This is a genomic window from Soehngenia saccharolytica DSM 12858, assembly GCF_059568515.1.
Window position 1 is genome coordinate 37948 of record NZ_JCANTN010000004.1, and the last position, 21725, is coordinate 59672.

The window sequence follows — 21725 nt, forward strand, 5'->3', positions numbered from 1 at the left end:
AGGAAATCATGAAAACTGTAAAACTTACTATAGATAATAAAGAAATTGAGGTCGACAGTTCTCTCACAGTGATACAAGCAGCTGAATTGGCTGGAATAGACATTCCCAAGCTCTGCTATGATGAAAGGCTAGATATTTTTGGCGCCTGTAGAATGTGCATAGTAGAAATTGAAGGAAATAGAAAACTTCAGACAGCTTGCTCTACAAAAGTAAGAGAGGGAATGGTCGTACATACTAAAACTGATAGAGTTATAGAAGCCAGAAAAGATATATTGGGGCTACTACTTGACAATCACCCAAATGACTGCCTGATTTGTGAAAAGGCAGGAAGCTGTCTACTTCAAGATTATGCTTATGAATACGGTGTAAAGTTTAGAACTCACTCTGGGAAAACAAGGGATCCATACATTGACGATACAAACCCCTTTTACATATACGATGCCCAAAAATGCATTTTATGTGGGCTGTGCGTAAGAGTTTGTTCAAGACTTCAAGTTACAGGCGCAATAGACTTTGTAAATCGTGGGTTTGATACTATAATCGGCACTCCATTCAATGATGGGTTGATCAACTCAAACTGCGTATCATGTGGCAATTGCGTTTCAGCATGTCCCACTGGAGCACTGATGCCAAAATCTAAAGAGAAGTTTAGAGCGTGGGAAGTAAAAAAAGTTAAAACTACTTGCGCATTTTGTGGCGTAGGCTGCCAGATCAATCTGCTCGTCAAAGACGATAAAGTAGTGGGGGTAGAACCTGTCAAAGACGCTGTGAATGAGGGATTATTATGCGTTAAAGGCAAGTTTTCATTTAACTTCATAAATCACCCCGATAGGTTAAATACACCATTGTTAAAAGAAGATGGAGTATTTAAAGAAATATCATGGGATAGGGCATATGAGATAATCAAAGAAAAAGTAGATAAATACATGGAAGAAAATGGGCCTGATTCTTTCGCAGGACTTAGTTCAGCAAGATGTACAAATGAAGAGAATTACCTATTTCAGAAGCTTTTCAGAGCAGTATTAAAGACGAACAATATAGACCACTGCGCAAGGCTCTGACATTCTTCAACAGTTGCAGGGCTTGCAACTACACTCGGAACAGGCGCGATGACTAATAGCATCGCAGAGATAAAGAACAACGACACAATATTTGTGATAGGTTCAAATACTACTGAAACACATCCTGTCATAGGCGCTTTTATAAAACAAGCAGTTAAAAAGGGAGCAAAATTGATTGTCGCAGATCCAAGGGAGATTGAGCTTTCAAGATTCGCAGACGTTCATCTACAGCTTAAACCTGGCACAAATATCGCCCTCATAAACGGCATGATGAATGTGATAATTGAAAATAAACTCTATGACGAAGAATATATAAATAAGAATTGCGAGAACTTTGAAGAATTGGCAAGGCTTGTCAAAAATTACCCACCTGAGAGAAGTGCCGAGATTTGTGGAGTGGATAAGGACTTGATCATAAAGGCTGCTTTGATCTATGCTAACTCTCCAAATGCAGGGATTTACTATACTATGGGGGTTACTCAACATTCTACTGGAACACATGCAGTTATGAGCTTGTCAAATTTAGCGCTTTTATGTGGAAATATTGGCAAAGAAAATGCTGGAATAAACCCATTGAGAGGGCAGAACAATGTTCAGGGCGCAAGCGACATGGGGGCAACACCTGCAGATTTGACGGGATATCAGAAGATTTTTCATAGAGAAAGTCTCGAAAAATTTGAAAGAGCATGGAGCACAAAACTTTCTGACAGAGTCGGGGCAACCATCACAGAGATGTTCAAGCTTATAGAGGAAGAAAAAATCAAATTTTTATACATCATGGGAGAAAATCCGGTTGTATCTGACCCTGACACAAATCATGTGATCAGTGCGCTAAAAAAAGTTGACTTTTTGATAGTTCAAGATATATTTTTTACTGAAACTTGCGAATATGCAGATTTAGTGCTGCCAGCGGTTTCTTTTGCACAGAAAGACGGCACTTTTACTAATACTGAAAGAAGAGTTCAAAGGGTGAGAAAAGCGGTAAAAGAAAATGGATTAGCAAAGCCGGATTGGCAGATAATCATGGAGATAATGAACACTTTGGGCTATGAAAAGAAATACACTGAACCAAAGGAAATCATGAAAGAAATAAGTTCGCTAACTCCTCAATACAGTGGAATCAACTATGAAAAGATAGATGCAAATGGCATACAATGGCCATGCAAAGACAAAGACGACACAGGAACTAAATTCTTGCACAAAGATAAAATTTCTAGAGGCAAGGGTCTATTCATGCCTGTCGAATACGTGAAAAGCAGAGAAACTCCAGATGACGAGTATCCATTCATCTTGACCACAGGCAGAATTCTTTATCACTATCACACCAGAACTATGACTGGGAGAGAAGAAGGACTAAATGAGATAGCAGGAAGTTCATATATAGAAATAAACGATGAAACTGCCAACAGATTGTCTATACAAAACGGGGATAAAGTAAGAGTTAAATCGAGAAGAGGCGAGATCATAACGAGGGCAAAAGTAGTGAATACGATAGATAGAGATGTCTTGTTTATGCCATTTCATTTTACAGATGGGCAAGCTAATTACTTGACGAATACTTTTGTTGATGAGATAGCAAAGATACCGGAATTGAAAGTATCTGCGGTAAGCATAGAAAAGTTGAAGGAGGAGGACCATGTTTAAAGTAGGGATTTTGACAGCCAGCGACAAAGGCTCAAAAGGCTTGAGAGAAGATTTGTCGGGAAAACTGATTAAGGAAATCATAGAGAAAAATGGTTTCGAAGTAGTGAGGACTGTTATTGTCCAAGATGACAAGGAAGACATTAAAACCGAACTCATTTACATGGCGGATGAACTCAAAGTGGAATTGATATTAACCACAGGCGGCACTGGATTTAGCAAAAGAGATGTAACACCTGAAGCCACTTTAGAAGTAGTGGATAGACTGGCTTTGGGAATCAGCTATGCTATTTTAAATAAAAGCCTTGAAAAAACACCTCATGCAATGCTTTCCAGAGCTGTAAGCGGAATTAGAAATGACACATTGATCATAAATCTTCCTGGAAGCCCGAGAGCTGTTGAAGAGTCGCTGGAAGTGATCTTAGAAGCTTTGCCACATGGATTGGAGATTTTGACGGGAAGGGCGAGTGAATGTGCAAGGGAATGAGATTGATTTATTTAAAACTGCGATAATACTTGCAGGTGGTAAAAGCATGAGGATGGGGTTTGACAAGCAATTTTTAAAATTAGAAGATAAATCGAATATTGACCTGCTCATAGAAAAATTATCACCTATATTTGATGATTTTTTAATAGTTACAAACAAACCAAATGAATATGACAAAGAATATATAAGAGTTGTAAGCGATGAGATAAAAGATAAAGGCCCTCTTTCAGGTATTCACATTGGACTAAAAGAATCCAAATCCAAATACTCATATCTTATAGCTTGTGATATGCCAATAGTGAATTTAGATTACATTCGCTATATGATGGATTTAATTAAGAGAAAGCAGAGCTATGCCGTGGTTACAAAAGCTAGAATAGGCATAGAACCATTCAACGGATTCTATTCTAAAGATTTGATAAAACCAATAGAAACGTATCTCAAGGGAAATAAAAGGGATATAAAGACTCTGCTTGAAACAGTGGACACCACGTATATATCCTATAAAAAAGCATTGAGAATGAGTCCTGATTGGAGTATGTTTTTAAACTTAAACACAAAAGAGGATTTGAAAATATATGAGAGTTTCAGAGTTTGATGATTTAACTACAAAAAGAGAAGTCGAAATAATTAAGATAAAAGACAATTTAACTTCTTTAGAGAATGACTTTGTAGCTGTTGAAAAGCCTTTCACTATTTTTGTCAATGACATAGAAATTGCCACATTGATGATTAGTCCAGATTTCCTCTATGAATTGACAGTTGGATTTTTGATTTCAGAAGGCATTATAAATACAATCGATGAGATAATAGACATAAAAATATACGAGAGAACTCTTGAGGCGAGAGCGACTACTTATGAAGATAAAACATTAAAACAATCTCTATTGAACAAGAGATTGATAAGTTCAGGCTGTGGAAATGCACCTATATTTCACAATGTAATTGATTCTATAAAGAGCAAAAAAATCAATAATGATTTTTCAATTAAAGCTTCTGACATATTTCTGCTCATGGATAAATTCAACAAGAGCTCCAAGCTGTTTATTGAAACAGGGGGTGTGCATTCTGCGGGTTTGGCAAACGCACAAGACATATTGTATTTTTATGAAGACATCGGCAGGCACAATGCAATAGACAAAGTGCTCGGCAGAGCAGATTTAGACAAAGTCGATTATAGCGACAAAATCCTCCTTACATCCGGCAGAATATCTCATGAATTGATCGCAAAGACTTCAAAAAGAGCAATACCTGTGGTAGTTTCCCATTCTGCTCCAACATCATATGCAATAGAATTGGCTAGAGCTTTGAACATCACATTAGTAGGATTCGTGAGGGGTAAAAGATTAAATGTGTACACAAATTTTGACAAGATAATACAATAATTATTGATTGTTTTCTAAATCAACAACAGTGTAGGATTGAGTGTAAGTGTCGATTAAGAGGAGCTTATGTCTGAGAATTTCTCCTCTTTTAATCAATATCTTTAAAACTTCGCTTACTTCTACAGCCGCTACCAAAGCAGGTGTGAAAGAAGGGTTGCCTAACTTGTTTTCTACACTTTCGGCTCTTTTGTAGATTAGATTTAAAGTATTGTCATTTGGCATAATAGTTGAAACTTGTCCATACCAGCCAGATATAGCACCATGTACCATAGGAATATTTAACTCTCTTGCAAAATCTTGAATTAAAAACCTCGTCTTTATGTCATCAACTGCATCGACAATCACATCATGACCTTTTAAGATATCTTGGTAATTATCTTCTGTGATATTTGTACTAACGCTATTTACTTTGACTAAAGGATTGATTTTGCTTACTCTGAGTTTAGCTGCTAGAGCTTTATTTTGACCTAAATTACTCACAGTTGAAAATAGTTGCCTGTTTAAGTTAGTGGCTTCGAATATATCACCATCTACTGCACTTATTGTACCTATGCCAAGGCGAGCGAGCATTTCTATTACATAACCGCCTAAACCACCGCAACCGATTACACAGACTTTATATTTACCCAAGCTTTCATTCTCTTCCAGTGAAAGCATATTCATATTCCTAAGGTATCTTTCCATAATTACACTCCTAATTAGATTATAGTATAAGCTCATCAATTGATGAGCTTATACTTGATTTTTTAACCTCCACCAAGAGGTGTTAGCACAATAACTTGAGAGTTGTCCTCCAATATCGTGTCTTCATCTGCGTATACATTGTTCACTATAAAAGACGCATTAGCTATGATTGGCTTTATATCAATTGAAGATGCATCCTTGAGGGCATTTTTAAGAGTTTTCACAGTTGCGCCTTCTTCTAATTCCAATACATCAGGCATTCCATCATGGACAACGCCCATATATTTTAGTTTTACTATCATCTATTTATCTTCTCCGTAAATATCTTTTATCACTTCATCTAAATATCCAAGTCTTTTTAAGACAGCTTTATCTGGCAAACCAGTATCAAAATCGATTCCAGCTTCCTTAAAGAAATTTTGACCTAACTTTTCTACATCTACAGTATATCCCTTTAATGGCCCAGCTTCAAGTGGAGGATCTCCAATTGCTCTCTTTGTTAGAGTCATATCCTTTGGTTTTATACCTTCTCTTAAATTAAATGCATATCTCATCATAAATATTCTAAGTCCTGCATTAAATGCTGCTTGCTGATCAAAGTTCATACCTGTTATAGCAGCAATGTACTCATAAACTGTCTCTGGTGGTGCGCAAAGTGTGCTGAAATAGCACATGCTAGATGCATTTAATACCTCTGTAAAAACTGTCATACTTAAATCCATTGGACCAGTGCCTTCAAAGATGAAATTTTCTTCACTAATTGGTGCTAGCATTTGAGCTCCACCAATGCCGCCTTTTACGTGTCTACCAGGAGTTGGGTCGTATTTATATGTTCTAGCTAAACCGGGAGAATGCCGTGGGTCATGCATTGGGAGTTCAATACCAGAAGCGGTTTGTAAATATTCTTTGCCTTTATTCCAGTAATTTGCAGCATATGCAGAACCTTGAGCTAAGATCGCACCGCAACCATCACCATTAGCCATTTTCTCCATTATTTTTACTATTGCCTCTCCATTTCCCCATGTCAATTCAATGCCATCTAAGTCCTCTTTTGATAGTATACCTCTTTCATAGCATTCCATTGCCCATGCTATAGTCATACCGGCTGAAATTGTGTCAAAACCATATCTGTTGCAGATTTCATTGCATTTTAACATTGCGTCAGGTTCTCCACAGAGCATAGTGCTTCCAAACGCAGCAGCAGTTTCGTATTCAGGTCTTTCGGTTGGCCCTAATGGCCATCTTCCATCGTTGACTTCGTATTCTGCGCCACAACCAAGTGGGCAACTAGCACAGTTGTATTTCTTTGTCTTGTATCTATCGAGCGCGATTGAACCTAATTTTTCTGCCTTTTCTTCTCCAAAGTCAATCACACCTACACCAGCCCAGTTTTTAACAGGAGAATCTCCGTTTAGTGCTGAAGCAGGAGTACCTACACCTGTTCCATAAGTGCCAAATGCTTGAGCCATTTGACTGTTTTTCATTGCCTCAGTTACTTTTTTGTTGATTTCCAATACTTTATCTGGGTGAGCTACTGGGATATCTTTAGTTCCTCTTACTGCTATAGCCTTCAATTTTTTAGAACCCATTATTGGACCAGTTCCACCTCTAGCTGGAGCACGATGCCCATCGTTTATAGGACATGAAATCAATGAAACTCTCTCTCCTGCAGGACCAATAGCAGTAACTCTTAATTTTGGTTCATTTGTCTCTTCTTTTAGCGCTTCCCACACTTTTTTAGTATCCATACCCCAAAGATGAGAGGCATCTCTTATTTCTACTTTTCCATCGTTGATGTAAATATACACTGGTTTTGGAGATATTCCCTTGACGAATAAAGCATCATATCCTGCTTTCTTTAATTCGGGACCAAAGAAACCACCTGAATTTGCATCATTCCACCCACCAGTTATAGGGGATTTATTTACGACAGTATATCTGCCTCCAAACCAAGCTTTTGTAGCACTTGCAGGCCCGGTTATAAACCCTATCACACTGTCTGGGCCGAGTGGATCTGTACCGGGCTTCATCATATCGTAAAGAATTTTAGCGCCAAAACCATAGCCTCCGATGAAGTTTTCAGCAAGTTCTTTTGGAGTCTCTCTTTCTTCAATCTCTCCAGTAGATAAGTCGATAAATAACATTTTTCCTGCATATCCATAGAGCATTTTCATCTCTCCTTTCAGGTTTAAAAACTATAATTGGTCACGCCTAATCTGTTAACTTTATTATATTACTACTATAGAACTTTACCAAGTATTATTTAGGCTTGCCTAAAATTAAACAATAAAAAAGAGCAAGGTCATTCCCTTGCCCACTTACAATTCTCTTTTAAATGAGATATTACTTCCTCAATTTTTATAGCGTTTGCAATTTTTTTAGCTTCTTCATTGATTTCTTTTATTTGAGCTTCATCAACTTTTAGCATTGTAAACAAGAGCTTATTTACAGTAGTTGCTAACTTTTCATAAGTCATTTTGATTTTGCCTTCCCTTATGCTTAGAAGTAGTTCAGACTCTGCTCCAACTGCAACAGTTAAAGCTAATAACATCTGATATCTTGTGATTGAAAGGTTATCATATTCGATAATTTTGTAATAAGAATCTATATATTTTTCGGTTTTCACTTTTGTCAATTCTCTACTTGACATCATCTCTGTTAAGAAATTCAAGCTCTCATCAGTTGATGTCATAGTCTTATAAAAGAGTATATTTAAGAGTGCTAGATAAGTGTAGCCTTTTACTTCATCTTTATAATTTTTTTCAACATAGTTATATAATGCATCTAAAACATCTTCATACATTTCTATGACGATATCCTCTTTTTGATTGTAATAATAATGTAAAAGACCTTTATTTATTTGTGACGTAGTTGCAATCTCTCTAGTAGTGGTATTCTTAAAACCCTTTTCTTTAAATAATCTGTATGAATTTTTTAATATATTATCTCTTTGTATTGCAGCACGATCCATTTCAACCACCACCATATTGAATTACTATCTATTTTAGTATAAACAATTTTAATAAAACTGTCTATTTGTATATTGGATAAGATAGTGTCAATTAATCATTTCCTAACAGTAATTTACAATATCAATTATTTACAAAAGATTGACAAGCCTAATATAATGTGATATTCCTATATTAAGATTTTTACTGAAAATTCTAATAAATCTATTTCGATAAAAATCTATTAGGGGAATATGGCTATTGTTGAATTTGTAGATGAACATAAGGAGGTTTTTATGAAAAGAGTATTTGGATTTGGTACGTTTACTAATAGAACTATATGTTCAGCTTTGCTTGTATTAAGTTTTGTACTTTTATATACATTCATATATTTAGGAAGCTATAGCATTGACCAAAACGGAAGCCAACTTTCTATGGATATATATATTTTTTATACGAAATACTTATTACCTATTGTTATTCTAGTATGGGTGAAATTCGTTTGTGAATTATTTTATAAATTGTTAGAAAAAGAATAGACTCTTTAATGATTGGAATTTAAATGTTTTGAGTGATAAATCTAATTTATAAACATTTAGATAAATCATGATATTCCCCTATTTTTTAATTTAAGCATCTGAAATTACTACCGTAAGAATAATAACCATCCTTTTAAGATATAGTATTAATATCTTAAAGGATGGTTATCTTTCTATCAATCTCAAAGCTTGACATTAGCTAATTTAGAGTGATACTATAAATATAAGAATGGAGAGAATAGTATGAAAAGTAGAAAAACTTTTTTCTTGATTTTATTGTCATTGATTCTTGTTTTAAGTGCTTGTACTTCAACACCGGCAGAAGAAAATACAGCGAGAACAATACTGAAAATGAGACGACGACTCCTGCTGGTAGCATTATCTTAGCTACAACAACTAGCACACAGGACACAGGATTATTAGATTATTTACTTCCATTGTTTACAGAGGAGACAAATATCGAGGTCAAAACAATTGCGGTTGGCTCTGGTAAGGCAATTCAAATGGCTAGAGATGGAGAAGCAGATGTGCTATTAGTCCATGCAAAACCAGATGAATTACAACTCGTGGAAGAAGGTTTTGCGACTGAAAGAAGAGATGTAATGTACAATGACTTCATCTTAGTAGGTCCAGCTGATGGCAAATTGCAAAAAGGAAAAGATATTTTAACAGCTTTAAAGGAAATAAGTGATGACAAGTTGACTTTTGTATCTAGAGACGATGACTCAGGCACACATAAAAAAGAATTAGCTCTTTGGAAGCTAGTTGGGGTAGAACCAACTGGAGAATGGTACATTGAAACTGGCAGTGGTATGGGAGATACACTTAAAGTAGCTGATGAAAAGAGAGCCTACACTATTGCGGATAGAGGGACTTATTTGAGTTTAAAAGACACGTTGGATTTAGACATTATCGTCGAAGGTGACGAGAACTTATTCAACCAATATGGCGTGTTACCAGTCAATCCTGAGAAGTTTGAGACAATTAACTATGATGGAGCAGTTAAATTTATGGAGTGGATAACTAGAGATGACATTCAAAAGCTAATCGGAGAATATGGCGTAGAAGAATACGGTCAACCATTGTTTATTCCTAATTATAAATAGCAAATAAATGCTAAGAGGTGTAATATGAATTATATTTGGGATGGTTTTATAAAGGCAATAGAACTATTGATTGGTTTCGACAAAGAGATTTATGAGATAATTGGGCTTTCGCTCTTTGTTTCAACAACTGCGACATTGATTGCCTCGTTCATATTTGCACCTTTAGGCTGTTATTTTGGAATAAAAGAATTTAAATACAAGAGAGGCTTTTCTAGATTAGTTTACAACTTTATGAGCATTCCATCAGTAATAGTGGGGTTAGTAGTTGCTCTTTTATTCACGAGAAATGGTCCTTTGGGTTTTTTTGGCATAATGTACACTCCAAAAGCCATGATATTGGCACAGTCACTTCTAGTGGTGCCATTGATATTTGGGCTTACATATAATCTAGCGATGCACAGAGGAATAGAATACAAAAAAGTTGTCAAGACATTAGGTGGAGGGGATTTTCACTCCACCATTCTTATAATTAGAGAACTAAATTCAGACATAATAGCAAATATTGCGACTGCATTCTCAAGGGCAATATCTGAAGTTGGTGCTGTCATGATTGTCGGGGGAAATATAAAAGGGCAAACTAGAGTAATGACTACCACGATATCGATGATGAATTCAAGAGGAGATTATCCAATGGCAATAGCTTTAGGAATAATACTACTCATTATATCTTTTGGCATACATAGTTTAATCTACTCATTCAATACGGAGGACTAAATGGAAGTTAAGCTAAGAAATTTAAAGAAATTTTACAAAGACTATTTGGCTTTGGATATTGGTGATTATACATTTAAAAAGGGTATAATCACAGGGATAATGGGGTCAAATGGAGCTGGCAAAACTACGTTGTTAAACATTGTTTCTGGTTTAGATTTAGATTTTCAAGGGAATGTATTATATGATGGAGAGCCCTTAGACGAAAGAAAACAAAAAGAAATCACTCAAGTTTTTCAAAAGCCGTTCTTATTCAAGCGAAAAGTAAAGGACAATATCGCATATCCACTCGTTATAAGAAAGATAGACAAAGAAGAAATCAGGAGGAGAACTTTAGAACTAGCTAAATTACTTGAGATAGAAGATTTATTAGATAAAATGGGCAATCAAATTTCAGGCGGCGAGGCTCAAAAGGTTGCCTTAGCAAGAGCCTTGGCCATAAGACCTAAGTTGTTGCTGCTAGATGAACCGACATCCAGCATCGATCAAAAGGCTTTGATTACCATTGAAAATTGTTTACATATATTTCATAGAAACACAAATGCAACAATCATTATTGTCACACACGATGCTACTCAATCAGATAGACTTTGCGATGAGGTAGTGTTTCTAGAACGAGGGAGGATTTGTTAGTGGACTTTTTTAAATGCATATTGGTTGAAGAAGCTGTCAATATTATAAAAGAGGAGTTTAAAGACTATAAATTGGAATCTGAAATTGTCGATTTAGAATATGCGTATGATAGGGTAATTTACGAAGATGTAGTTTCTACTCAATTTGTTCCAGAGTTTGACAGGTCAACAGTTGATGGATACGCAATTGTGGCTGAGGACAGCTATGGAGCATCAGACACCATTCCAACTATTTTAGATGTAATTGGCGAAGTAAAGATGGGAGAGATGACTGATATAGTCATTAGCTCAGGGAAATGTGCCTATGTTCCGACAGGGGGCATGATACCCCAAGGAGCAAATGCCGTAATAATGATTGAAAACACAGAGAAGATGGACGAAAAGACGCTATTAGTCCAGAAACCTGTGAGAGTTCAAGAGAATGTCATAAAACGCGGAGAAGACATTAGAGAAAATGAGATAGTTATAGAGAAAGGCAGAAAATTAAATCCTGCTCATATTGGTGCTTTGGCAAGCCTTGGAATATCAAGAGTAAAAGTATTTAAAAAACCTAAAGTATCCATCATATCAACAGGAGATGAAATAATAGGAATTGAAGAAAAATTGGAGTATGGGAAAATAAGGGATATCAACTCATATAGTTTGAGAGCTCAAGCACAAAAAAGCGGCTTGGAAGTTGTAGAAGATGTCATAGTAAAAGATGACTTCAATCAATTGAAAGAGGCAATTGAAAAAGGCATAGAAAAGAGCGACATAGTCTTACTTTCTGGGGGGAGTTCAGTAGGAGAGAGAGATTTTACCAAAGAAGCAATAAATTCTCTTGGAGGGAAAGGGATACTTGCCCATGGAATTTCAATAAAGCCTGGCAAGCCTACGCTAATAGCTAATGCTAGAGGCAAGCTTGTAGTTGGACTACCAGGGCACCCGGTATCTGCAATCACTGTGTTTATGGCAGTTGTAGAGCCATTTATAGAACAACTTTACAGCTTAAAAACTATAAAACCCACCATATTTGCAAAGATGACTGCAAATTTTCCGTCTGCTCCAGGTAAAGACACATATGTCTTTGTGAACATAAAGAAAGAAAATGGAATATACTATGCGACACCTAAATTTGGAAAATCAGGAATGATAACAAATCTTTCAAAAGCTGACGGATACATTGTAATAAAAATTCATGAAGAAGGCGTAAATAAAGGAGATTTAAGAGAAGTATATCTATTGTAGGAGGAGATGCAATGAGTAGAAAAGCTTATATCGACAATATTGATGTAAATGTAGCAATTGATGAGTACTTTAAAAAATTGGAAATCAATCCCAAAGAAGAATCGATAAAGGTAAGGGACTCTTTAAACAGAGTAACTTCAAAAGCTGTGTACGCAAAGCTCTCATCGCCTAGCTACAATTCTGCCGCTATGGACGGGATTGCGGTCATATCTGATCACACCACGGGAGCAACAGAGAGTGAACCTAAGACATTGAAACTAAACAGTGATTTCATTTATATAAACACTGGAAATCCAGTCAAAGATCCCTTTGATGCGGTGATAATGATAGAGGATTGCATAATTATCGATGAAGAGACTATCGAGATTTTGTCTCCAGCTTATCCTTATCAGCACATAAGGCAAATTGGGGAAGATATCGTTGCAACGGAGATGATTTTGCCTTCGAAACACAAAATAAGGCCAGTAGATATTGGAGCTCTGATTTCAGGCGGAATTGATGAGATATATGTTTATGAAAAGCCAAAGGTAGCTTTAGTTCCAACTGGCAGTGAAATAGTTGAAAATGTCAATGAAGTAGTGGAAGGAAAAATAATTGATTCAAATTCATATGTATTTGAGAATGTAATTTTAGAACTCGGTGGAATACCGAATAAAATGCCGATTGTGAAAGATGATTACGAATCTATAAAGGAAATGGTTTCAAAAGCAGTTGAAGAGAATGACTTAGTACTTGTAAATGCAGGCTCATCGGCAGGAACTATGGACTATACAGTAGATGTAATCGAAGAAATTGGAGAAGTTGTAGTGCATGGAGTTGCCATGAAACCGGGGAAACCGACCATTTTAGGAATAGTAAAAGGAAAACCTGTAGTTGGAATTCCAGGATATCCTGTGTCGAGCTATTTGGTGTTTGATGTTTTTGTGAAACCTGTCATATTAAAATTTCTAGGGCTTGAAGATGTCAAAGACGAAATAGTCAAAGCAACTCTTACTAAAAGGGTGGTTTCATCTCTTAAAAATGAAGAAATCATTAGAGTGACTTTAGGGTTTGTGGACGATAAACTCATTGCAACCCCATTGCAATCCGGAGCCGGAGTTATCATGAGCTTAGTAAAAGCTGATGGACTATGCGTTATACCAAGGAATGTCGAAGGATATGATGCTTCGGATGAAGTAGATGTGAAACTTCTAAAGCCGCTTTATCAAATAAAGGAAAGTCTGGTTTCTATCGGAAGCCATGATATTTGCATGGATATAATATCGGACATGATGAAACTTAAATCTACTCATGTAGGAAGCATGGGAGGGATACTGTCGCTCAAGCGAAAAGAATGTCATTTGGCGCCGATTCACCTTCTAGATGTTGAAACAGGAGAGTACAATATCAGCTATGTAAAAAAATACTTCAATGGTGAGAAGATGGCACTCATTAAAGGCTTAAAAAGGACACAGGGCTTCATAGTCGAGAAAGGAAATCCATTAAACATACAATCAGTAAAAGACTTAATAAGAGATGATGTGGTATTTGCCAACAGGCAGAGAGGTTCCGGAACTAGAGTGCTATTGGATTATGAATTGGCTAAAAACAATGTGAACCCAGAGAAAATAAAAGGTTACCAAAGAGAATTTTCCACTCATATGGCTGTTGCAGCAGCTGTTAAAAACAGAAGCGCAAATGTAGGATTGGGAGTATATTCTGCAAGCAAAGCATTAGATTTGGATTTCTATCCATTAAAACCAGAAGAATATGACTTTTTAACTTACGCCAAGAACTTGGAGCTAAACAAGATTAAAGAGTTCATAGAAATACTAAGAAGCGAAGAATTTAAAGATAGAGTTGAAGCTCTCGGCGGATACGGTTTTGATAACATAGGAGAGATTATAATAATAGAATGACGGTGATTTTATGAAAGATAGCTTTGGAAGAGAGATCAACTACTTAAGAGTTTCTCTCACAGATAGATGCAATTTAAGATGTGTATACTGTATGCCTGAGAATGGCATACACAACAAACTCCCTCATGAAGCCATACTAACTTTAGAGGAAATGTATGAAGTGATTAAAAGTTTTGTAAATCTCGGAATTACTAAGATAAGGTTTACTGGTGGAGAGCCATTAGTGAGATTAGGGGTAGTAGATTTAATAGAGAAAGTAAAAAAATTAGATGGCATAAAAGAAATCACCATGACTACAAATGGCATATTGCTCGAGGACTTTATAGAGCCACTTAAAAAAGCAGGGCTTGATAGAGTCAACATAAGCCTTGACACTCTAGATGCTGACAAATACAGGGAAATCACAAGAGGCGGAGATATAGACAAGGTAAAAAGAGCTATAAAAAAAGCCATTGAATATGACTTAAATCCCGTAAAAATAAACACAGTTCTAATTGGCGGATTCAATGATGATGAAATTGAAGACTTTGTAAATTTAACACTGCATTATCCAATAGATGTGCGATTCATTGAGCTTATGCCTATTGGCGAAGCTAAAAATTTTGCTAAATCTAAATTTTTGCCGAACTCGACAGTGCTTTCTAAAGTGGGATCACTAGAAAAAATCGAAAGCGAAGATATTCACTCGCCTGCACAATACTACAAGCTACCTGATTCCATAGGCAAAGTTGCCCTAATAAATCCGATAAGCTGCAAGTTCTGCAAAGACTGCAATAGGGTACGGCTTACTTCTACTGGCAAGCTGAAGATGTGTCTTCATTCCGATCGCGAAATAGATTTAAGTAGTTACTTAAAGAATGGAGCAGATTTAGAAGAAGCAATTAAATTGGCAATATTATCTAAAGAAAAAGAGCACGAGCTGGAAAAAGACATCGCTATAAAGAGAAACATGAATGAAATCGGGGGATAATATGGAATTTACACATTTTAATAATGAGGGGCTGCCAAAGATGGTAGATGTAGGAGAAAAAGAAGAAACCGAGAGAGTTGCGCTGGCTTATGGAAAGATAAAGGCCAAAAAAAACACGATTGACATGATAAAAGAAGGGAAAATGAAAAAAGGAGATGTCTTGTCTGTAGCACAAGTAGCTGGGATAATGGCGGCTAAAAAGACGAGCGAGCTCATACCGATGTGCCACAATATATTTTTGTCATCTGTAGACATGACTTTCAACTTTGGAGAAGATTATATTGAAGTCTATTCAAAAGTAAAGACGACTTCTAAAACAGGAGTGGAAATGGAAGCGCTGCATGCAGTGACAACTGCGCTGCTCACTATATACGACATGTCAAAAGCAGTCGATAGAGAAATGATCATAGAAGATATTAAGTTAATCAAGAAAGCAGGAGGATCATCAGGAGTTTTTTTAAGGAAACTAACCGGCAAAGTAGTCTCTGTAAACATTTCTGACAAAAAGGGAGTTGTCAAAACCCCTATACCACAAGGAGAATTCATAGAAGATTACGGGCTCAAAGATGACGCGCATGCTGGAAAATGGCATAGGCAAGTGAGTTTGCTTGGAGTTGAAAGCATTGACAAAATGAAAAGAGCAGGACTTCTTGAATTACAATTGGGTGATTTTGCAGAAAACATAACAACATCAGGCATACTATTGTATGAGCTTCCAATCGGAACGAAATTAAAGGTAGGCGAATGCGAGCTTGAAGTCACCCAGATTGGCAAACAATGTCACGAGGGTTGCGCCATAAAGCAAAAAGTCGGAGATTGTGTGATGCCAAAAGAAGGCATATTCGCAAAAGTCATAAAAGGCGGAGTGATTAAGGCCGGAGATGACATCGAAATATGTTGACAATATAATACGATTTTGTTAATATATTGACAAAGAATATTTTTCCGTTTTTTCGAGGGATACCTTGATTAAATGGAATAAAATTTAGCTAATACCTAAGCTTTGAGAGTTGTCTTTAAGCTTTAAGGGATTTAGGGTTTTGTCATGACTTTAACTTCCCTTATGGGAAGTTTTTTTGTGTTCGGGGGTGAAAATGTGAAAAAAATAGCAGTAATAAGCGCATTATTAGAAGACAGCATAAATACCCAATATGAATTCAATAAAATTGTCGCAAATTACAAGGACATAATCAAAGGCAGAATGGGGATACCATTTAACGAATACGATGTGTCTGTCATTACATTGGTAGCAGTTGGAGATATTGACGAAATAAATAGTTTCACTGGAAAACTTGGAAATATAAAAAATTGTTCTGTAAAGACATCTATATCTAAAAAGGACGTGTAACATTGAGAGAAATCTTAAAAAAACTTTATGAAACTAATAATTTAGATTTAAATGAACTCACTTTTTTGATTGAAAATGTTGATGAAGCCACAATAACAGATATTAAAGAGAAAGCAAAGGAATTGAACCAAAAAATTTATGGAAACAAAATTTACATAAGGGCATTGCTCGAGTTTTCAAACTACTGTAGAAAGAACTGCATGTATTGTGGATTGAGAAAAGACAACGAAAATGTGGATAGATTTCGTCTTGATAAAAATCAAATAGTTGATTCAATAGGCAAAGCATACGACTTTGGCTACAGGTCATTTGTAATGCAAAGCGGGGAAGATGAGTATTACACGAAAGACATACTATCAGACATCATCTTTACATTGAAAGAGAAGTTTGAAGGAATTGCGATAACTCTATCGATTGGGGAACGGAAGTTTGAAGAGTACGAAGCATTTAAAAAAGCTGGAGCAGATAGATTTTTATTAAGGCATGAAACAGCAAATGAGAAACAGTATGAAAAGCTTCATCCTGGGATGAGCTTTGAAGAAAGAGTGAGATGTTTACACGATTTAAAATCATTAGGCTATCAAGTGGGAGCGGGATTTTTAGTCGGGCTTCCCAAAACCAGTTCACAGATAATGGTAGAGAATTTGAGATTTTTAAAAGAATTACAGCCTCATATGGTTGGCATAGGGCCATTGATAATACATAACGACACGCCACTTAAGAATTTTTCAAATGGCTCTGTAGAGGATACTTTCTTTTATTTGGCAATTACAAGACTTCTTCTGCCAAAAGCAATGCTTCCTGTGACAACTGCAGTCAATACTTTAGATAAAAATGGATTGGAAAGGGGAATTCATTCAGGCGGAAACGTGCTAATGCTGAATTTATCACCTCAGGAAGTAAAACAGAAGTATGAGCTATATAAAAATAGGGAGACAAAAAGCGTATACGATCTAGACAAAGTCGCTGAGAGATTAGAAAACCTTGGATATGAGGCTTACATTGGTAGAGGAGACCACATAGATTGGTCAATTTAGGAGGAATATCATGGAAAGATTAGAAAGAGAAGTTAAAGATTTTATTGATGACGAAAAAATATTTTCATTATTGGAGGAAGGGAAGAATTCAACAAAAGAAGAAATATTGGACATCATTCAGAAATCATTGTCAAAACAGAGACTAGAGCCAATAGAAACAGCAAAACTCTTAAATGTAGACGATAAAGAGCTTCTAGACGAAATATATAAAGCAGCCAATATACTAAAAGAAGAGATATATGGAGATAGGATAGTTTTCTTCGCACCGCTTTACATCGGGAATAAATGCATAAACAACTGCAGATACTGTGGATTTCAAAGAGACAACACAGCGATAGAAAGAAAGACGCTTACTTTAGAAGAACTAAGAGAGCAAGTGGAAATTCTTGAGAGCAAAGGGCACAAGAGATTGATTTTAGTGTATGGAGAGCACCCAGACTACGATGCTGATTTTATCGCTGAAACAATGAGAACTGTCTATGACACTAAAAATGGCAATGGAGAGATAAGAAGAGTAAACATAAACGCAGCACCTATGGAAGTGGAAGACTATAAGAAGCTCAAAGAAGCAGGGATAGGCACATTCCAAATATTCCAAGAGACTTACCACCATGAAACATATAGCTATCTTCATCCACAAGGAGATATGAAAGGTGACTATTCATATAGGTTATATGGGCTTGACAGAGCTATGGAGGCTGGTATTGACGATGTCGGCATAGGAGCACTTTTCGGTTTATATGATTGGAAATTTGAAGTCATGGGACTGTTGTTTCATGCAATTCACTTGGAAGAAAAATTTGGAGTTGGCCCTCACACGATTTCATTTCCTAGAATAGAGCCAGCTTTAAACAATGAGTACTACAACCAAACTCAATATAAAGTATCTGATGAGGATTTCAAGAAGATAGTCGCCATTTTAAGACTATCAGTTCCATATACAGGAATGATCTTAACTGCTAGAGAAACTAAAGAAGTCAGAAAAGAGATAATCCCTTATGGCATTTCTCAAATCGATGCTGGCTCAAGGATTGGAATTGGCGGATATACTGTAGACACTTTAGTTCCAACAAAAGAGCAATTTCAACTAGGAGATACTCGTGAGCTGGATGATGTGGTAAGAGAGATGTCAGAGATGAATTTCCTAAGTTCATTCTGCACAGCTTGTTATAGGTCGGGAAGAACTGGCGAAGATTTCATGTGCATTGCAAAACCTGGGGACATTCAACATTTCTGTGCAGCAAACGGAATATTGACTTTTAAAGAGTATCTAGTTGACTACGCAAGTCCCGAAACTAAAGAGATGGGCGAGAAGATGATTGAAAAAGAGCTAGAAAGAATTGGACAAGAGAGCCTTAACAGAAGAAAATTGATAGAAGATAAAATAAAGCTCATAGAACAAGGGCAAAGAGATGTGTTTATATAAGAGGGAAAACGATGGAAAAGACGCCAAACTCAAATAGGGTTACTATTTCAATTTTTGGAAATCGAAACGCAGGAAAGTCATCAATATTAAATTCAATAGCAAATCAAGAGGTCTCTATTGTCAGCGATATAAAGGGGACAACCACAGATCCAGTAAAAAAAGCTATGGAACTTATTCCTGCAGGACCGGTGCTGTTTATAGATACAGCCGGCATTGACGATGAAGGGGAATTAGGCAGTTTAAGGATAAAAAAGAGCTTGGAGATATTGAGAAGGACAGACATTGCACTCTTCGTAATGGATGCGTCAGACATAGACACTTTGAGCTTAGAAAGGCTTGAAAATGAGGCAAGATACTATGAGATTCCACTCTTAAAAGTAATAAACAAGACAGATCTATTAGATGAAGTTAAACTTAGCGAATTAAAAGCAGAATATCCAGATGCCATATTTATATCTACAAAAAAGGAAGAGGATATAGAGAGCTTAAAAGAAGCGATCATATCATTAGTAAAATCAGTAGACGAAGAAAAACCGCTTGTAAGCGATATACTAAAGCCAGATAGCAATGTCATTCTAGTTATTCCGATTGACAAACTAGCTCCAAAGGGAAGGCTTATCTTGCCACAAGTTCAGACATTGAGGGATTTGCTTGATCACGGCATAAAGAGTTTTGTAGTCAGGAACACCGAACTAGAAAGCGCATTGAATGACATCAACAAAGTGGATTTGGTTATAACAGATTCGCAAGCATTTAAAGAAGTGGATAGAATAGTGCCAAAAGGAATACCGCTCACGAGCTTTTCAATCCTATTTGCAAGACAAAAGGGCGAACTTTTAGAATTTGCTAAAGGCGTTCGCGCCATAGACAAATTAAAAAAAGACTCTAAAGTATTGATTGCTGAAAACTGCACACACAATACAAATCATGAAGATATTGGCAGAAAGAAAATCCCAAATTTAATAAGGCAAAAGTTGGGTTTTGACGTTCAATTCGATTTTAAAAGTGGGTTTGACTTTGAAGATAGTTTAAGCGACTATGATTTGATAATTCACTGTGGTGGATGCATGGTAAACAAGAGAGAAATACTATCGCGCATAAGACTAGCAAAAGAAGTAAATGTCCCAATGACAAACTATGGAATGACAATTGCGTATCTTAATGGAATATTAGATAGAAGCATAGAAATATTTAAGGGGAGTGAGGTTTAAAACCTACACTCCTCTTTGTCTTTCTCTCAATATATTTTCAGAGACTTCTTTTCCCATATCTACATTATCTTTAGTTGGATTTAGTCCTACATCTTCCCTCAGATCGTCCGGAAGATCATCTGCATCGTAATCTTCATTTTCGCTTAAAATATTTTCATCTTCTATTGGATAGTAAAAACCATCTTCTTTAAGTTCGTATTTGCTTTTGTAGTTTGGGTCTACCAATAGGACCAATTTTCCATTCCTAACTTCATCGTAGTATTTTTCTTTTTCTTCTTCCGAAAATTCTAATCGGTTCAAAGCATCAATTACAGAATCTTCACCGCTTAAAAAGCTCTTAAATCTATCCCATATTGATTCATCATCTTCTTTTATCAATACGTCGGTACTTCCTTTTATCATTGATATATCTTCATCTTTATTCGCTATTACATACATGTCTTGTTCTTCATAGCCAAGGAGTTCAAGTTCTGTTATTCTCTTTAAAAGATTTATCTCGTCATCAAAAATTTCGATTTTTTATCTAACATATTATCACTCTCCTTAAACTATACTTACCAAAAAAAACAAACTAAAAAAGTCGGATATTTATCCGACTTTTTTAGCAGGAGGAAAAAAGATCACATTAATTAAGCATAAGCTTCGTCAACTTTGACATAGCTTAGTTCTTTTGTATCTTTGATTATTTCATAGCCGATATAACCTTGATCAATTAGAGATTTTTGCATTTCTAAATTTGCCCACTTTGACAACACTAAATCTGCAGGAGTATAGAACTTCTTGTCCAAGTCGTTGTGAAGAATAAATCTCCACAATCCATCTGAATCATCAGGTTTTGTTCCGTACTTTTTCTTTAAGGCTTTAATCTTTAGCCCGCCTCTCATGACATTGTAAAGACTGTAGAAGTTATATGGAGAGACTGTACACATAAAATGTCTATAGCCTTCTTGTTTTGCTATTTCTTTTGCTTTTTCCAAAGTTACAAGTTGCAATCCATTTCCTCTGTACAGAGGGTCGACAACTGTTGTTTCAAGATGAACAACTTTCTCCAAGTCTTTTTCAGGAAGTTTAATGTCGTAACCTAAATTTCTCTTTTCTTTTCTAGGGAACGAAATATATCTATAAGCCACCAACCTATCTTGACTATTCAATACACCAATTATCTTTGCGCCGTTTTCTAAATCTCCTAGCATGTCTTCATATGAATCCATATACAACACATCTTTGTTTGGGAGGTTTTCATATACATAATGTTGAAGTTCGACTACTTCTCTCAATCTATCTTTTCCTATCAACTTCATCTTATACTCTTCTATTTGCATATTCTCTTTATGTTTGTTTTTAATTAGTACTCCCTTTCCTAACATCATATTATTACCTCCTCGGTTAAAAATATCTATATAAATGATTATTA

Annotated in this window: 22 protein-coding genes and 1 pseudogene; 17 read left to right on the forward strand and 6 right to left on the reverse strand. The window is 36.0% G+C overall.

Annotation, left to right across the window (positions count from 1 at the left end; all coding sequences use genetic code 11):
- The first annotated feature begins 8 nt into the window (after positions 1-8).
- From fdhF to fdhD, 4 genes are read left to right on the forward strand one after another with little or no spacing between them, the layout of a single operon-like run.
- Complete coding sequence (fdhF, locus tag BO51_RS01930; RefSeq protein WP_496483443.1) at positions 9-2705, forward strand: formate dehydrogenase subunit alpha; 2697 nt, start codon at positions 9-11, stop codon at positions 2703-2705.
- A complete protein-coding gene (locus BO51_RS01935) occupies positions 2698-3189 on the forward strand; it encodes a MogA/MoaB family molybdenum cofactor biosynthesis protein (RefSeq protein ID WP_496483445.1) in 492 nt (163 codons plus the stop codon). Before fdhF ends, BO51_RS01935 begins: the two co-directional genes overlap by 8 nt.
- Positions 3170-3787, forward strand: coding sequence for a molybdenum cofactor guanylyltransferase (locus BO51_RS01940; RefSeq protein ID WP_496483447.1), 618 nt, complete (start codon positions 3170-3172; stop codon positions 3785-3787). The genes BO51_RS01935 and BO51_RS01940 overlap by 20 nt, the downstream gene beginning before the upstream one ends.
- Complete coding sequence (gene fdhD / locus BO51_RS01945) at positions 3768-4574, forward strand: formate dehydrogenase accessory sulfurtransferase FdhD (protein WP_496483449.1); 807 nt, start codon at positions 3768-3770, stop codon at positions 4572-4574. The genes BO51_RS01940 and fdhD overlap by 20 nt, the downstream gene beginning before the upstream one ends.
- On the opposite strand, the gene BO51_RS01950 is transcribed toward fdhD, so the two are convergent.
- The 4 genes from BO51_RS01950 to BO51_RS01965 form a co-directional block, all read right to left on the reverse strand.
- Complete coding sequence (locus tag BO51_RS01950) at positions 4575-5258, reverse strand: HesA/MoeB/ThiF family protein (RefSeq protein WP_496483451.1); 684 nt, start codon at positions 5256-5258, stop codon at positions 4575-4577.
- 62 nt (positions 5259-5320) lie between these two features.
- Positions 5321-5560, reverse strand: coding sequence for a MoaD/ThiS family protein (locus BO51_RS01955; protein WP_496483453.1), 240 nt, complete (start codon positions 5558-5560; stop codon positions 5321-5323).
- Complete coding sequence (locus BO51_RS01960; RefSeq protein ID WP_496483455.1) at positions 5561-7426, reverse strand: aldehyde ferredoxin oxidoreductase family protein; 1866 nt, start codon at positions 7424-7426, stop codon at positions 5561-5563. It abuts the gene before it with no gap.
- Positions 7427-7560: 134 nt separating this feature from the next.
- Positions 7561-8229 carry a TetR/AcrR family transcriptional regulator gene (locus BO51_RS01965; RefSeq protein ID WP_496483457.1) on the reverse strand — a complete coding sequence of 223 codons (669 nt, stop codon included), beginning with the start codon at positions 8227-8229 and terminating at the stop codon, positions 7561-7563.
- A 273-nt stretch (positions 8230-8502) separates the two neighbouring features.
- On the opposite strand from BO51_RS01965, the gene BO51_RS01970 reads away from it, so the two are divergent.
- The 13 genes and pseudogenes from BO51_RS01970 (at position 8503) to hydF (ending at position 20311) form a co-directional block, all read left to right on the forward strand.
- Positions 8503-8745, forward strand: a complete 243-nt coding sequence (locus BO51_RS01970; protein WP_496483459.1) for a hypothetical protein — start codon at positions 8503-8505, stop codon at positions 8743-8745.
- A gap of 302 nt (positions 8746-9047) precedes the next feature.
- A complete protein-coding gene (locus tag BO51_RS01975) occupies positions 9048-9851 on the forward strand; it encodes an ABC transporter substrate-binding protein (RefSeq protein ID WP_496483461.1) in 804 nt (267 codons plus the stop codon).
- Positions 9852-9875: 24 nt separating this feature from the next.
- Complete coding sequence (locus tag BO51_RS01980) at positions 9876-10565, forward strand: ABC transporter permease (RefSeq protein ID WP_496483463.1); 690 nt, start codon at positions 9876-9878, stop codon at positions 10563-10565.
- On the forward strand, positions 10566-11195 hold the full coding sequence (locus BO51_RS01985; RefSeq protein ID WP_496483465.1) for an ATP-binding cassette domain-containing protein: 630 nt from the start codon (positions 10566-10568) through the stop codon (positions 11193-11195).
- Complete coding sequence (locus BO51_RS01990) at positions 11195-12421, forward strand: molybdopterin molybdotransferase MoeA (RefSeq protein ID WP_496483467.1); 1227 nt, start codon at positions 11195-11197, stop codon at positions 12419-12421. Before BO51_RS01985 ends, BO51_RS01990 begins: the two co-directional genes overlap by 1 nt.
- Positions 12422-12432: 11 nt before the next feature.
- Positions 12433-14319: a molybdopterin biosynthesis protein gene (locus tag BO51_RS01995; RefSeq protein WP_496483469.1), complete on the forward strand. Its 1887-nt coding sequence runs from the start codon at positions 12433-12435 to the stop codon at positions 14317-14319.
- A gap of 10 nt (positions 14320-14329) precedes the next feature.
- Positions 14330-15289 (forward strand): GTP 3',8-cyclase MoaA, encoded by a 960-nt coding sequence (gene moaA / locus BO51_RS02000; RefSeq protein WP_496483471.1) that lies wholly within the window; start codon positions 14330-14332, stop codon positions 15287-15289.
- A gap of 1 nt (position 15290) precedes the next feature.
- Positions 15291-15740, forward strand: a pseudogene (moaC, locus tag BO51_RS02005) (cyclic pyranopterin monophosphate synthase MoaC); the annotation flags it as partial.
- Positions 15741-15815: 75 nt separating this feature from the next.
- A complete protein-coding gene (locus BO51_RS02010; protein WP_496483554.1) occupies positions 15816-16190 on the forward strand; it encodes an MOSC domain-containing protein in 375 nt (124 codons plus the stop codon).
- A gap of 195 nt (positions 16191-16385) precedes the next feature.
- Positions 16386-16637, forward strand: a complete 252-nt coding sequence (locus tag BO51_RS02015; protein WP_496483473.1) for a TM1266 family iron-only hydrogenase system putative regulator — start codon at positions 16386-16388, stop codon at positions 16635-16637.
- A gap of 2 nt (positions 16638-16639) precedes the next feature.
- Positions 16640-17674 (forward strand): [FeFe] hydrogenase H-cluster radical SAM maturase HydE, encoded by a 1035-nt coding sequence (gene hydE, locus BO51_RS02020; protein ID WP_496483475.1) that lies wholly within the window; start codon positions 16640-16642, stop codon positions 17672-17674.
- Between the two features lie 10 nt (positions 17675-17684).
- A complete protein-coding gene (hydG, locus tag BO51_RS02025; protein WP_496483477.1) occupies positions 17685-19100 on the forward strand; it encodes a [FeFe] hydrogenase H-cluster radical SAM maturase HydG in 1416 nt (471 codons plus the stop codon).
- A gap of 11 nt (positions 19101-19111) precedes the next feature.
- Positions 19112-20311: a [FeFe] hydrogenase H-cluster maturation GTPase HydF gene (gene hydF / locus BO51_RS02030; protein ID WP_496483479.1), complete on the forward strand. Its 1200-nt coding sequence runs from the start codon at positions 19112-19114 to the stop codon at positions 20309-20311.
- 3 nt (positions 20312-20314) lie between these two features.
- Here the strand turns inward: hydF and BO51_RS02035 are convergent, their stop codons facing one another.
- Together BO51_RS02035 and BO51_RS02040 are read right to left on the reverse strand one after the other, a co-directional pair.
- Positions 20315-20827 (reverse strand): general stress protein, encoded by a 513-nt coding sequence (locus tag BO51_RS02035; RefSeq protein ID WP_496483556.1) that lies wholly within the window; start codon positions 20825-20827, stop codon positions 20315-20317.
- Positions 20828-20940: 113 nt separating this feature from the next.
- Positions 20941-21681 carry a GNAT family N-acetyltransferase gene (locus BO51_RS02040; RefSeq protein WP_496483481.1) on the reverse strand — a complete coding sequence of 247 codons (741 nt, stop codon included), beginning with the start codon at positions 21679-21681 and terminating at the stop codon, positions 20941-20943.
- Positions 21682-21725: the final 44 nt, after the last annotated feature.